Origin of the sequence: Megasphaera sp. NM10 (assembly GCF_000417505.1) — a bacterium.
GTDB classification, from domain to species: domain Bacteria; phylum Bacillota; class Negativicutes; order Veillonellales; family Megasphaeraceae; genus Megasphaera; species Megasphaera intestinihominis.
This window is the reverse complement of record NZ_APHY01000022.1, coordinates 1-14,384: the sequence shown is the minus strand read 5'-3', so window position 1 is coordinate 14,384 and position 14,384 is coordinate 1. Positions and strand designations below refer to the sequence as shown.

The following is a 14,384-nucleotide window of genomic DNA, read 5'->3' as shown; positions in this document are numbered from 1 at the left end:
TAAGGAGGAACAGTGAAAATGGATTTAGCAGAATATAAAGGCATTTATGTAATTGCTGAACAGTTTGAAGGCAAATTACGTGATGTATCTTTCGAATTGTTGGGCCAGGCTCGCATCTTGGCTGACACCATCGGCGACGAAGTCGGTGCAATCCTCATTGGTAAAGACGTAAAACCGTTGGCTCAGGAACTCATCGCTCACGGTGCTCATAAGGTATTCGTATATGATGATCCTCAGCTCGAACATTACAATACGACGGCTTATGCAAAAGTTATTTGCGATTTCTTCCATGAAGAAAAACCGAACGTATTCCTCGTTGGCGCTACCAACATCGGCCGTGACCTCGGCCCGCGTGTCGCTAACTCCTTGAAGACTGGCCTCACCGCTGACTGCACACAGCTCGGCGTTGACGACGACAAGAAGACCATCGTATGGACCCGTCCGGCTCTCGGCGGCAACATCATGGCTGAAATCATCTGCCCGGACAACCGTCCGCAGATGGGTACTGTCCGCCCGCACGTCTTCAAAAAACCAGAAGCAGATCCTTCTGCAACTGGCGAAGTTATCGAAAAGAAAGCTAACCTCTCCGATGCTGACTTCATGACCAAATTCGTCGAACTCATCAAATTGGGCGGCGAAGGCGTTAAAATCGAAGACGCTGACGTTATCGTTGCTGGCGGCCGTGGCATGAACGGTGAAGAACCGTTCAAGACCGGTATCCTCAAAGAATGCGCAGACGTCCTCGGCGGCGCTGTTGGTGCATCCCGTGCAGCTGTTGACGCTGGCTGGATCGATGCTCTCCATCAGGTTGGCCAGACTGGTAAAACAGTTGGTCCGAAGATCTACATTGCATGCGCTATTTCCGGTGCTATCCAGCACTTGGCAGGCATGACTGGTTCTGACTGCATCATCGCCATCAACAAAGACGAAGATGCTCCGATTTTCAAAGTCTGCGACTATGGTATCGTAGGCGATGTCTTCAAAGTTCTCCCGCTCCTCACGGAAGCTATCAAGAAACAGAAAGGCATTGCATAAGTTATCTAACCGTGCATAATCAAAAGGTCTATCGCTATGCGATAGACCTTTTTTGCTACTGGCAGCTGGCCGTTAGTGTCTGACCACTAGTTCGTAGGGGTTCGCACGTGGCGAACCCGTTTCAGCATATGTGTGGTTTCCTATTCAAGTTGCTAGAAACATCATACAAATACTTGGCGGGTCGCCCACGGGCAACCCCTACAAACTCAAAAAGAGGCTGTCGCTTTAAGACAGCCTCTTTTCTCTCTTGACAACCCCCATTTCCTGCCGTATAATTTACGCATACATAGAGATATGTAAGATGCTTTGAAAAGGACAACACTTGATAGCTCCTTTATTACAGAGAGAGGCACGATGGTGAGAGTGCTTTATAAAGTCTGGCAAGTTACCGCCTTGGAGCAGGATTCCCGAAGTAAGTAGGGGGTCCCGGCCGCCCCGTTATCGCGCTTGAGTACATCGGGTTTTCCGGTGAACTAGGGTGGAACCACGTGAGTTATGCTCTCGTCCCTTGAGGACGAGAGCTTTTTTTATTAAGGAGGATGTTTGTAATGGCAGAATTAGTATTAAAAGACGGAAGCAAAAAACAGTTTCCCGATGGCATCTCTCTTGCCGAAGCTGTCAAACAGCTCAGCAACAGTCTTGCAAAGAAAGTATTAGTCGCAAAGGTAAACGGTGAAGTCACGGACCTCCGCGAAACCATCGTCGACGGCTCGACCGTTGAATTCCTCACCTTCGCCGACCAGGAAGGGAAAAATACGCTCCGCCATACAGCATCTCATGTCATGGCACAGGCTATCCAGCACCTCTTCCCGGGCGTCAAGTTCGCCATTGGCCCGTCCATTGAAAACGGCTTCTACTACGACCTCGACACAGAACACCGTTTCACACAGGAAGACTTTGCTGCCATTGAAGCTGAAATGGCTAAGATCGTCAAAGAAAACCTTCCCATTACCAAAGAAGTCTTGTCCCGTGCCGACGCTTTGAAACTCTTCAAAGACGCTGGCCAGGATTATAAAGTAGAACTCATCGAAGACCTTCCGGAAGATGCCGTCATCTCCATCTACCGCCAGGGCGACTTCGTCGACCTCTGTGCCGGCCCGCACTGCGCTTCGACCGGTGCCGTCAAGGCCTTCAGGCTGCGCACCGTTGCCGGTGCTTACTGGCGCGGCGATGAACACAACAAGATGCTCCAGCGTATTTACGGGACCGCTTTTGAAAAGAAATCGGAACTCGATGAATACCTGAAGATGATGGAAGAAGCTGAAAAGCGCGACCATCGTAAACTGGGCAAACAGCTCGACCTGTTCAGCTTCCACGAAGAAGGCCCGGGCTTCCCGTTCTTCCATCCCAAGGGAATGATCCTGCGCAACAACTTGCTTAAATTCTGGCATGAACTCCATGATGAAGCCGATTACGACGAAATCATGACCCCGATGATCCTCAACCGTCACCTCTGGGAACAGTCCGGCCACTGGGATCACTACCGCGACAACATGTATTTCACGACCATCGATGAACAGCCTTACGCCATCAAACCGATGAACTGCCCGGGCGGCATCCTGGTCTATAAGAGTAACGTCCACAGCTACCGCGACTTCCCGATGCGCATGGCTGAACTCGGCCTGGTCCATCGCCATGAACTCCATGGGGCCCTCCACGGCCTGTTCCGCGTCCGCTGCTTCACTCAGGACGATGCTCACATCTTCATGCTGCCGAGCCAGATGAAAGAAGAAATCTCCGGCGTCATGGACCTCTTCGACAAGGCTTACAAACAGTTCGGCCTGGAATATCACGTCGAATTGTCCACTCGTCCGGAAGACTCCATGGGCTCCGACGAAATCTGGGAACTGGCTACCAAGACCTTGCATGATGTCATCGAAGAACGCCACATCCCGTACGTCATCAACGAAGGCGACGGCGCATTCTACGGCCCGAAACTGGACTTCCACCTGAAAGACTCCATCGGCCGTACCTGGCAGTGCGGTACTATCCAGCTCGACATGCTCATGCCGGAACGCTTCGACATGACCTACATCGGCGAAGATGGCCAGAAACATCGCCCGGTCATGGTACATCGTGCCTGCTTCGGCAGTATCGAACGTTTCCTGGGCATCATTACCGAAAACTATGCCGGTGCTTTCCCGGTATGGCTGGCTCCGGTCCAGATCAAGTTCCTGCCCATCTCCGACAAACACCTGGCTTACTGCAAAGACCTGGCTAAGAAGTTCAAGAAATTGGGCATCCGCGTCGAAGTCGATGAAAGCAGCGAAAAGATCGGCTACAAGATCCGCAAGGCTCAGATGGAAAAAGTTCCTTACATGGCTGTCGTCGGCGATAAAGAAATGGAAAACGGCGCCCTCGGCCTGCGCGACCGCTCCAAAGGCGATTTAGGCGCCAAACCGATCGACGAAGTCGTCGCCCACATCCAGAAACTCACCGAAACAAGAGAAGGCTAATAGCGTGAGTTTGTAGTTTGCAGTTAGAAGTTTTAAAATAAAGCCATCTACTAAAAACTAACAACTAGCCACTAACAACTAAAAAGGGCTTGTCGTCGTTCGACAAGCCCTTTTTTCTCATCACCAAAGGAGATTCACTATGATAATCAACTGGTATCCCGGCCACATGGCCAAGGCCAAGCGCCTTATTCAGGAAAATCTCAAGATCATCGACGTCGTCATCGAACTCGTCGATGCCCGTATCCCTATGAGCAGCACCAATCCCATGATTAAGTCCCTCATCGGCGACAAGCCGTCTGTCGTCGTCCTCAACAAGGCCGACCTGGCCGACCCGGCCGTCCTCGACGAATGGGTGGCCTATTACAAGCAGCAGGGCCGCAAAGTCCTGGCCCTGAACAGCAAAGGCGGCAAAGGGGTGAAACAGCTCATTTCCCTGGTCCGCTCCCTGGCAGCGCCGAAGCTGGCCCGCTGGAAGGCCCGGGGCCTCAAGAACCGCGCCGTCCGCACCATGATCCTGGGCATTCCTAATGTCGGCAAATCGACGCTCATCAACAAGCTGTCCCGCCGCAGTGCGGCCAAGACGGCCGACAAGCCTGGCGAAACGAAGGGCAAGCAGTGGGTCCACATCGGCGACCAGCTCGACCTCCTGGATACGCCGGGCGTCTTGTGGCCGAAACTGGAAAACCAGGTCAGCGCCTACCGCCTGGCAGCGACAGGGGCCATTTCCGATACGGTCTTCGACATGGAAACGGTCATCATGCAGCTCATCGAACAGTTATCGGCCCAGTACCCTGATGAATTGAAGGCCCGTTATAAACTGGAAACCCTCTGTGACAAGCCGCTGGATACGATCGAAGCCATCGGCCGCAAGCGGGGCTGTATCGTTTCCGGCGGCGTCGTCGACCTGGAAAAGACGTACAAGCTCATCCTCAAGGAATTCCGCGAAGGCAAGATCGGCGCCATCTCCCTGGACCGGCTGGGCGAATGGGAAGGGGAGGACTGACCATGGATATCGAGAAACTCCGCGTCGCCGACCTCAAGGCCCGCCTGGCCGCTGGCGGTGACGTCCAGGACCTCCTGGCAGCCATGAAAGAAGACTGCCGCGTGTCGGTCCGCAAGCTGGCTGCCGCCTATATGCGCCAGAAAATCCGGGAAGAAGCCGAACGGGAACGGGTCCTGCACATGTATGCCCAGGAAACGGCTTACTACAACCAAGGGCTGTACCACGTAGCCGGCATCGACGAAGCCGGCCGCGGCCCGGCTGCCGGTCCGGTCATGGTAGCCGCCGTCATCCTGCCGCCCTACTGGGAATGTCCCGGCCTCAATGACAGCAAAAAAGTCCCGCCGGCCAAGCGGGACGTCCTCTATGATAAAATTATGGCCGAAGCCGTTGCCGTATCCTGTGTGGCCAAGTCGGAAAAAGAAATCGACGAACTCGATATTTACCACGCCACCATGCAGGGCATGTATGACGCCGTGAACGGCCTGGCCGTGCCGGCTGAAGCCGTCCTGGTCGATGCCATGCCTCTTCGGGAACTGACCGTGCCCCATAAGTTCCTGGTCCACGGCGACGCCTGAGCGCGTCCATCGCCGCCGCTTCGATCATCGCCAAAGTCACGCGTGACCGCCTCATGGTCGAATACGACAAAAAATATCCCCAGTACGGCTTTGCCGTGCACAAGGGATATTTGACGAAAATGCATATGGAAGCGTTGCAAAAATACGGGCCCTGTCCCATTCACCGCCGCTCTTTTGAACCGATAAAGAGCATGGTGAAGGGCCTTTCAGAATAAATCCTTCCGCCAGAGCATGATGACGGCGACGACGGTGCAGAACATGGCGATGCCTACGACGTAATAGAAGCCGGCTGTCGTGTCCTGGAAGGGGACGGGGACGTTGATGCCCCACAGGCTGAAGATGATCGTCGGGACGGCCAGCATGATTGTAATGGAAGCCAGGAATTTCATGACCAAGTTCAGGTTGTTGGAAATGATGGATGCAAAGGTATCGGACATATTCATGAGGATGTTGGAATACATCTCGACCATTTCGATAGCCTGCTTGTTTTCGATGATGACATCTTCCAGGAGGTCTTCGTCTTCTTCATACATCTTGATGAGGTGGTGGAGCGACGTATTGCGGCGCAGGCGCATGAGCCGTTCCATGACGATGCCATTGCTGCGCAGGGCCGACGTGAAGTACGTCAAGGATTTCTGTAATTCCAGGAGCAGGAAGAATTCCTTGTTGCGCATGGAATGGCGCAGGATTTCCTCGATGTCATCGGTCCGGCGGTTGATCTGCATCAAGTAGCGCAGGAACAGCGTCGCCGAACGGTACAGGATCTGGAATAAGAAACGCGTCTTCTTGAATGTATAGAACAGAGGATACTTATTCTCCGTAAAGGCGCGCATGACTTCTGTTTCTTGAATACAGAGGGTGATGATGAAGTCCGGTGTAATGAAAATGCCCAGGGGCAAGGTGTCATAACTGTCCGTTTCCAAGATGATCGGGATGTTGATGACGACAAAGATGTAGTTATCTTCGATTTCGACGTGGGAACGTTCTTCCGTGTCCAAGGCGGTTTTCAGAACATCAGTGGGGATTTCCGTGACCATGGATACGAGCTGTAAATCTTCGGAATCGGGATTTACGACGTGGATCCAGGATCCTTTTTCAGCCGATGCCAGGGAAATGTTATCTTCCAGATGGCCGTTGCTGTGCTTATAAACTTGAATCATTACGGTACTCTCCCTTTCTGCAGAATGAGGGCCTTCAAACCTAAATTCTAATATAATCCATTAAGACAGGACTTGTCAAGGCTTTCCCTGATATTTTACACAAACTTTGCCCAGCCCTGGCTGGCGACGCCGTGGTGGCGGCAGGCTGGTAATTATGGTATCATTAACTGTACGAGTAAATAAGCAGAACTGCTATGCGGCGCCATACCGTGTCCGTCCGGGCAGTCCACAGAGAGAGTAGAAACTATGCAATTATTGAAAATGGAACTGCGGGGATTCAAGTCCTTTGCAGATAAGACGACCCTGACCTTCGACAAGGGCATTACGGCCATCGTCGGTCCCAATGGCAGCGGCAAGAGCAATATTTCCGATGCCGTCCGCTGGGTCATGGGGGAACAGAATGTCCGCCAGCTGCGGGGGCAGAAGTCGGAAGACATCATCTTTGCCGGGACCCAGACCCGCCGGCCCCAGGGGGCAGCGGAAGTCTCGCTGTACTTCGATAACAGCGACCACGCCTTGGATACGGAATTCACGGAAGTCGTCGTCACGCGGCGCCTCTTCCGCTCCGGCGACAGTGAATACTATATCAACCGCCGGCCGTGCCGCCTGAAAGATATCCATATCCTCTTCGCCGATACGGGTATCGGCCAGGACTCTATGGCCGTCATCGGCCAGAACCGCGTCGACCGCATCCTCAACAGCAAGCCCGAAGAGCGGCGGGTCATCTTTGAAGAAGTTGCTGGCATCAGCCGCTTCAAAGGCCGCAAGGCCGACGGCCTGCGCAAGATCGCCGAGACCGAGCGCAACCTGGAGCGCATCCGCGACCTCATGAGCGTCCTCGAAGAGCGGCTGGAACCATTGCAGGAACAGGCAGAAACTCTGCAGAAATTCCGCTGCCTCGACAGCGAGCGCCTGGCCTATGAAGGGACCGTGACCTTGCAGGAACTGCGCAACAGCGAACGCCTCCTGGCCAAAGCCGAGAACAGCCGCATGACGGCGGCGACAGAAGAAGAAAAGGCCGCCCAGGAACTGGCAGCGGCCGAGGGAAAACGCAAGGCCCTGTTGGAGGTCATGGCGGCAGACGACGAAAAACTGCGCCGCCTCGATGAAGAAGCCATGGCCGTCCACAACGAGCTGGACAGCCTCGTCCACCGCCGTGAAGCCTGCCGGCAGCGGCAGGCCGAACTGGCCGAGAACGAATCCCAGGCCGCTGACGACGCCGCTCAGCTGCAGCAGCGCCAGGCAGCCTGGCAGGAACAAAAAGAAACCCTGCAGGCCCAGAAGGACCAGAAAGCAGCTGAACTGGCTGCGGCTCAGAAGGCTTTAGCCCTGACTCAGACCCTGTTCGGCCAGGCCGAAGCCAAGGCCGAAGCGGCAGCAAAGGCCCTGCAGGAGCGGGTCGACGCCAACTCCAAGCGCAGCCGCGACGCTTTCATGCTGCGCCGGGACAGTGAAGACCTGCGCCGCCGCCTGGAAGAAAATGAAGCCGCCTGCCAGCAGGCCCTGAAGCAGTGGGAAGACAAGAAGCAGACCCTGACAGCGGCAGAAGCCCGCCATGAGGAAGCCCAGGCCCAACAGGAAGCGTGCCAGAAAAAAGCCGCCGCCTTTGAAAAGCAGGCCGCCTCGCTGCGACAGACGGCTCAGGAAAAGGGCCAGCGCCTGAAAAAAGGAGAAGACGAATACCGCCGCCTGCGCGGCGATGTCGACGCCGCCTCCCAGCGCATGCGCGTCCTCCAGAGCATGGAACAGGAACATGAAGGCCTGGGACGGGCGGTCAAAGTCGTCCTGACAGCCAGCCAGCCCTGGCGCAGCCGGCTGTGCGGCGCCGTCGGCGAACTCTGCCAGATCCCATCGCGCTTTGCCGTCGCCATCGACGTCGCCCTGGGCGGTGCCGTCCGTTACGTCGTCGCCGAAGACGAAAGGGCGGCCAAACAGGCTATTTCGTATTTAAAAGACAGAAAAGCCGGCCGGACGACCTTCCTGCCCCTGGATACCCTGCGCAGCCGGCAGCGGACAGCCGATGAAGAACAGGCTGCCGGCGAACCGGGCATGCTCGGCTTCGCCTCCGATGCTATTTCTTATGATGCTAAATATGAGAAGGTCTTTTCATCCCTCTTAGGGCGGACCCTCCTGGCCGATACCATGGATACGGGCTCGGCTGTGGCCCGGAAATACGGCCATCGCCTGCGCATCGTCTGCCTCGACGGGACGCAGTTCAACGCCGGCGGCTCCCTGACCGGCGGCAGCGCCCGCAATCAGGAAGGTTCCCTCATCAGCCGGCGGGCGCTGCTGCAGGAATTGCAGGAGACCTGCCGCCGTGGCCAGCAGCGTCTGGAAACCCTGGCCGCTGAGGGCCGGGAACTGCGCCGGCAGGCCGAAGAATCTGCCCGGGAACTGGCCCAGGCCGAAGACCATTGGCGCAAAGCCAGCCAGGCTGCGGAACAGGCCCGCTGGCAGGGCGGTCAGGAAGAGAAGGGCCTGGCCGATATCCGCCAGGCCCTGGCTGATTTTGACCAGCGCGTCGAAGCCTTGGAAAAGGAACGGGCCGACATGCAGGCCCGGCTGGTCGCCAAGGAAGCCGCCCTGGCCGATATGGAAACGGGGCCGGCCGCCGATGTCCAGCAATGGCAGGACGCCTGTGATGCTGCCAAGGCCGAAGCCGCCCAGTGCCGCCAGACCTTGACGGAAAGGCAGATTGCCGTAGCCAAACTGACAGAACAGGCCAGCCATGGCGACGACCAGCTGCGCCAGCATGACAAATGGCAGCAGGAACTGACGGTACAGGAACAGGCCCTGGCCCAGCGCCGCCAGGATTTGCGCCGCCGCCAGGAAGAAGCGGCCCGCCTGTTGACAGAACTGTCGAAAAATATTACCTTGAAAGAAGCCGATACGGTCCGCTGCGACCAGGCCAAAGAGGCTTTTTATCAGACCCGCAATGAGTCTTTGAAACAGAGCCAGGACCTGGATGGTGTCGTCGACGACCTGCGCCGGCGCCATCAGGATTGGCAGCAGCGCTGCAACGCTGCCGACATCCAGCGGGAAAAATACAAGAGCGATATCAGCCATCATGAAGAACGGCTGGCCATGCAGGGCCTGAGCCGCCAGGAAGCCATGGAGCGCCGCCGCGAAGGCTCGCTGAAAGAGCTCCACGACAAGGTCGCCTCCCTGAAAGGCAGATCACAGCCCTGGGGACCATCAACCCGGCAGCTGAAGACGAATACAAGACGGCTCTGGAAAAGCGGGACTTCTACAACCGCCAGTGCGATGACCTGAAAGAATCGCGGGAAAAACTGCGGACTGTCGTCGCTGAAATCGACGCGGCCATGGCCGAACAATTCGCCAAGGCCTTCAAGGAAATCGGTGTCCACTTCCAGGATATCTTCAGCCGTCTCTTCGGCGGCGGTACGGCCCACCTGGCCCTGACCGACAAGGAACATATCCTGGAAGCCGGTGTGGAAATCTATATCCGCCCGCCAGGAAAGAAGCAGCAGTCCCTGACGCTTCTCTCCGGCGGCGAACGGGCCCTGACGGTCATTGCCCTGCTCCTGGCTTTTCTGGCCTATCATCCGGCACCGTTCTGCCTGGTCGACGAAGTCGACGCCGCCCTGGACGAAGCCAATGTCGAACGCATGGCCCGATACCTCAAGAATTACAGCGGTGCGACGCAGTTCATCGTCATCACACACCGCCGCAAGACCATGGAAGCGGCCAATACCCTGTTGGGCGTGACCATGGAAGAAAAAGGCGTATCGCGCCTGCTGACTGTCAAAGTAGATGAATTGTTAAAGGAAGGAACATAACTATGGGATTTTTTTCAAAACTGCGCAAAGGCTTAGAAAAGACGAAACACTCGCTCATCCAGAATATCGAAACCGTCGTCCGCGGCTATGCCAAGATCGACGACGACATGTACGATGACCTGGAAGCGGTCATGCTCACCGGCGATATTGGCGTCGAAACGACGGAATACCTCCTGGACCAGATCCGGACCGGTGTCAAATCGAAGGAAATCAAAGACGGCAACGACGTCGTCCCGTATTTGGAAAAATGCATCGTCGCCCTGCTCAATGAAAACGATGAACCCCTGCCGGAAACAGACGGGCCGCGGGTCATCTTCATCGTCGGCGTCAACGGCGTCGGCAAGACGACGACTATCGGCAAACTGGCCAAGTATTACAAGCAGCAGGGGAAATCGGTCATGCTCGCCGCCGGCGATACCTTCCGTGCGGCAGCGTCGGAACAGCTGACCATCTGGGCGGACCGCGTCGGCGTACCCATCGTCAAGCATCAGGAAGGCGCCGATGCAGCCGCCGTCGTCTTCGATGCCACGGCGTCGGCCAAAGCCAAGGGCATGGATATCCTCCTCGTCGACACGGCCGGCCGCTTGCAGACCAAGTCCAACCTCATGGAAGAATTGCGGAAAATGGCCCGTGTCGCCAGCCGCAACATCGAAGGAGCTCCGCAGGAAACGCTCCTCGTCCTCGATGCCACGACGGGCCAGAATGCCGTCAGCCAGGCCAAACTCTTCGGCGACGTCGTCCCCTTGACGGGCGTCGTCCTGACCAAGCTCGACGGGACGGCCAAAGGTGGCGTCATCTTGTCGGTCAAGCGGGAATTGGGCGTCCCTGTCCGCTGGGTCGGCGTCGGCGAAGGCGTCGACGACCTGCGTCCCTTCGATGCCGCCCAGTTCGCCGATGCCCTGTTCGATAAAAACGTCGCAGCCCGCGAAGCCAGCGACGAAGATTAGGAGGGAATCCCATGTTCGTAGGTAATATTTCCCAGTATGAAAAGGAAAGCCGTTTCCTGCCGGAATATATCCGGCCGTGGATCGAGAAATTGTCTTCCCTGGTCAAGTCGGACTTGAATCCCGGACGCCATACCTTCGATACAGTCAATTACATGAATGTCGATGTCACGGAAACGGCGCCGGCCAGCCAGCGTCTGATGGAAGCCCACCGCGACTACATCGACGTCCAGTACGTCCTCGAAGGCGAAGAGAACATCGGCTGGCAGCCTTATGCCAGGCCGGCCCTGTCGTCGATGACAGCCGGGCCGACAGCGATGCCTGGTTCTACAATCCCGATGTCGCCGACGATACGGTCATTGCCATGACGCCGGGAACGTATGCCATTTTCACGCCGGCTGACGGCCATCGCTGCCTCTGCGCGCCTGACGGGCAGGGGAAGGCCATCAAGAAGGCCATCCTCAAGCTCCACGTCTAGAAGGGGGGATGAAGATGGAACTTATTCCGGCCGTCGCCAGGGCCCTTGAGGAACTGCGCCGTCAGCGGCCCCTCATTCACCATATCACCAATTTCGTCACCATGACTGACTGCGCCAATGCGACCCTGGCTATCGGCGCGTCGCCGACTATGACCAATGCCGTCGAGGAAGTCGCCGAAATGGCGGCTGCCGCCAGGGCCCTGGTCCTCAACCTGGGGACGCTCCAGGCGTGGACCCTGGAGGCCATGCTGGCAGCCGGTAAATCGGCCGCTGCCCACGGCGTGCCCATCGTCTTCGACCCCGTCGGCGCCGGCGGTACGACCTTCCGCACCCAGGCGGCCCTGCGCCTGCTGGATGAACTGCCTATGGCCGTCATCCGCGGCAACGCGTCGGAAATCACCTGCCTGGCAGCCCATAAGAGCGGCCAGGATTTCGGCGTCGACAGCCGTCTAGGCCCAGCCGACCCGGCCCTGGCTTCGTCCCTGGCCAGCCATCTCGGGACGACCGTCGCCATCACCGGCGCCGTCGATGTCCTTTCCGATGGCTGCCAGACGGCCGAAATCCGCAACGGCTGTCCCCTGCTGACCTATGTGACCGGTACGGGCTGCATGACGACGTCCCTCATCGCCTCCTTTGCCGCCGTGGCCGACCCGTTCACAGCCGCAGCCGGCGGCATCCTGGCCATGGGCATCGGCGGCGAGCTGGCCCTGGCAGGGGAGGGGAAGAATGGGCCGGGGACCTTTCACGCCCGTCTCTTCGATGCCTTTTATCAATTAAATGATGCTATCTTACAAAAATATGGAAAGGTTGTAGTACATCGTGAATAATACTGAACTCAAGAAAATGACAGTGACGGCGATTTTCATCGCCATCGGCGTCCTCCTGGCGCCTTTCGTATCCTTTCCCTTCGGCGGTGCCCGGGTCTTCCCGCTGCAACACCTCATCAATGTCCTCTTGTCGGTCCTCGTGGGCTGGCGCTATTCGACGGCCGGTGCTTTCTGCATTTCATCCATCCGCATTGCCATGGGCGTCGGTACCGTCCTGGCCTATCCCGGCAGCATGATCGGCGCCGCTTTATCCGGCGTTTTGTATAAAAAAACAAATTCCATCTGGGGTGCCGTCATCGGGGAAATCGTCGGGACCGGCCTTCTGGGCGGCCTCATCGCCTATCCTGTCGCCGCTTTCGTCCTCGATTCCAAAGTCGTCGCCTTATGGTTCTTCATCGTTGCCTTTTTGCCCAATACCTGTATTGGTGCGGCCTGTGGTGCTGTTTTATACAAAGTCCTGCCGATTCGGAAATTTGCCGAAGAATTGAGAAAATAATAATATCAACTTGTTTATTGACTTATAAGGTGCTGTATATTAAACTATAAATTGGTACTGAGTTTTATAGTTTGAGTTTCAAAAGTATCACCTTGTATTTTTTTGAGTAGGACGTGTTTACATGACAGAAAATATCCGCGCCAAGATTCTGGCCGAAGCCCTTCGTGAAATCAACCGCCATGGTTCCAATTTCCACATGGACGACTTAGCCCGTAATCTGCGCATCAGCAAGCGGACTTTATACGAAAATTTTTCGTCGAAACAGGAAATCATCGAACAGGCCATCGCCGATTTTACCGATAAGATCTATGCCTATCATCAGCGTATCGTCAGCGATCCGGCCATGACTTGCGAAGCCAAGCTCATCGCTTATTTCGACGTGCCCAGTGACAACTGGCAGGTCCTGTCCGTGCGGAAAACATCGGATCTCCTGGCAAAGATGCCCGGTACTTGTGAACGCTTGCAGTCCCGCTATAAAAAAGACTGGCTCCTTTTGGAACGGCTCCTCGATGAAGCTCAGGAGACAGGAGAATTCAAGCCCTTTGATAAGTTCCTGTTCTTGCGTATCCTGCATAGCGCAGCCGATGACATTATCGATTATTTTAATGATGTCAAACACGATTCCACCTTTAGTGACTATATGAAGCGCTGTATCAACGTCTTGCTTTATGGCATTAAAAATCAGGAATCGAAAGAAATAGGAGGAAAGTGAAGATGATACAAAAACGCAAACTTGCGACGATGAGCGTTACCGTACTCACCATCGCCGCGCTCTTAGCCGGCTGTGGGGCCAACCAAAGTGCGACTAAGGCTCCCGTTGCAGTCAACACGTACAAAGTCGTCGCCGCGGACACGCCGGTCAAGGCCGAGTACAGCGGTACCGTGACGGCAACAGACAAGGTGCCTGTCCGTCCCAAGATTTCCGGCCGTGTCGTAGAAAAATACGTCCAAGGCGGTCAGGAAGTCACGGAAGGGCAGCCGTTGTTCCGCCTCGACAGCCGGACCTATGACGCCGCCCTGGCCCAGGCCAAGGCTACCCAGGCCCAGTCCGAAGCCAATCTGGCCAATCAGCAGCTGAACCTGCGCCGTTACCAGACCCTGGCCAGCCAGGACGCCATCCCGCAGCAGACCGTCACCGACCAGGAAGCGGCTACGCAGCAGCAGCAGGCTGTCGTCGAAGCCAATGCAGCCCAGGTCGACGCTGCTCAGGATAACGTCGACGATACCATTGTCTATGCTCCGTTCAGCGGCAAATTGAACGTCGATGACGTACCTATCGGTACCTTTGCGACGGCCGGTTCGACGGCACTGGTCACCATTTCTTCGACCAATCCGGTCTATGTCGAATTCTCCATCAGTGAAGCCGAATACCTGCAGATGACCAAGCAGGCTGCGGACAACGCCGGCAGCTGGGGCGACCATCTCCTGCTCCGCTTGAGCGACGGCAGCATGTATCCTTATGAAGGCCATGTCACCCAGGTCAACCACGGCATGGATGGCAACTCTGGCTCGATCATCGTCAAGGCCGTCTTCGACAATCCGGATAATCTCCTCATCCAGCCTCTATGCGACGTCGTYCYGATACCCAGATCCACGCAATGCGCTGTCCG

At 56.3% G+C, this 14,384-nt stretch carries 9 protein-coding genes, 3 pseudogenes and 1 other annotated feature; of the genes and pseudogenes, 11 read left to right on the top strand and 1 reads right to left on the bottom strand.

All coding sequences use genetic code 11. The annotated features are described in order from the left end of the window. Positions 1–18: 18 nt before the first annotated feature. From NM10_RS04740 to NM10_RS04725, 4 genes and pseudogenes are all read left to right on the top strand, one after another. The gene (locus NM10_RS04740) at positions 19–1,035 is read left to right on the top strand and encodes an electron transfer flavoprotein subunit alpha/FixB family protein (protein ID WP_020310461.1); all 1,017 of its coding nucleotides are present in this window, start codon (positions 19–21) and stop codon (positions 1,033–1,035) included. Positions 1,036–1,332: 297 nt separating this feature from the next. Then, positions 1,333–1,547, top strand: a binding site (T-box leader). Between the two features lie 36 nt (positions 1,548–1,583). Continuing rightward, a complete protein-coding gene (gene thrS / locus NM10_RS04735) occupies positions 1,584–3,491 on the top strand; it encodes a threonine--tRNA ligase (protein ID WP_020310460.1) in 1,908 nt (635 codons plus the stop codon). A gap of 139 nt (positions 3,492–3,630) precedes the next feature. Further along, positions 3,631–4,494 (top strand): ribosome biogenesis GTPase YlqF, encoded by an 864-nt coding sequence (gene ylqF, locus NM10_RS04730; RefSeq protein ID WP_020310459.1) that lies wholly within the window; start codon positions 3,631–3,633, stop codon positions 4,492–4,494. A 2-nt stretch (positions 4,495–4,496) separates the two neighbouring features. Further along, positions 4,497–5,284, top strand: a pseudogene (locus NM10_RS04725) (ribonuclease HII). On the opposite strand, the gene NM10_RS04720 reads toward NM10_RS04725, so the two are convergent. Continuing rightward, the gene (locus NM10_RS04720; RefSeq protein ID WP_020310458.1) at positions 5,276–6,229 is read right to left on the bottom strand and encodes a magnesium transporter CorA family protein; all 954 of its coding nucleotides are present in this window, start codon (positions 6,227–6,229) and stop codon (positions 5,276–5,278) included. The pseudogene NM10_RS04725 and the gene NM10_RS04720 overlap by 9 nt on opposite strands. A gap of 246 nt (positions 6,230–6,475) precedes the next feature. Here NM10_RS04720 and smc point away from each other — a divergent pair. From smc to NM10_RS04685, 7 genes and pseudogenes are all read left to right on the top strand, one after another. Continuing rightward, a pseudogene (smc, locus tag NM10_RS04715) lies at positions 6,476–10,029 on the top strand (chromosome segregation protein SMC). A gap of 2 nt (positions 10,030–10,031) precedes the next feature. Continuing rightward, positions 10,032–10,976, top strand: a complete 945-nt coding sequence (gene ftsY, locus NM10_RS04710) for a signal recognition particle-docking protein FtsY (RefSeq protein WP_020310457.1) — start codon at positions 10,032–10,034, stop codon at positions 10,974–10,976. A gap of 11 nt (positions 10,977–10,987) precedes the next feature. Continuing rightward, a pseudogene (locus NM10_RS15135) lies at positions 10,988–11,451 on the top strand (YhcH/YjgK/YiaL family protein). A gap of 14 nt (positions 11,452–11,465) precedes the next feature. After that, complete coding sequence (thiM, locus tag NM10_RS04700; RefSeq protein ID WP_020310454.1) at positions 11,466–12,278, top strand: hydroxyethylthiazole kinase; 813 nt, start codon at positions 11,466–11,468, stop codon at positions 12,276–12,278. Beyond that, complete coding sequence (thiW, locus tag NM10_RS04695; protein WP_020310453.1) at positions 12,271–12,774, top strand: energy coupling factor transporter S component ThiW; 504 nt, start codon at positions 12,271–12,273, stop codon at positions 12,772–12,774. The genes thiM and thiW overlap by 8 nt, the downstream gene beginning before the upstream one ends. A 121-nt stretch (positions 12,775–12,895) precedes the next feature. Next, positions 12,896–13,486 (top strand): TetR/AcrR family transcriptional regulator, encoded by a 591-nt coding sequence (locus NM10_RS04690; protein ID WP_020310452.1) that lies wholly within the window; start codon positions 12,896–12,898, stop codon positions 13,484–13,486. A gap of 2 nt (positions 13,487–13,488) precedes the next feature. Beyond that, a partial coding sequence (locus tag NM10_RS04685; RefSeq protein ID WP_020310451.1) for an efflux RND transporter periplasmic adaptor subunit occupies positions 13,489–14,384 on the top strand: 896 nt, incomplete at its 3' end.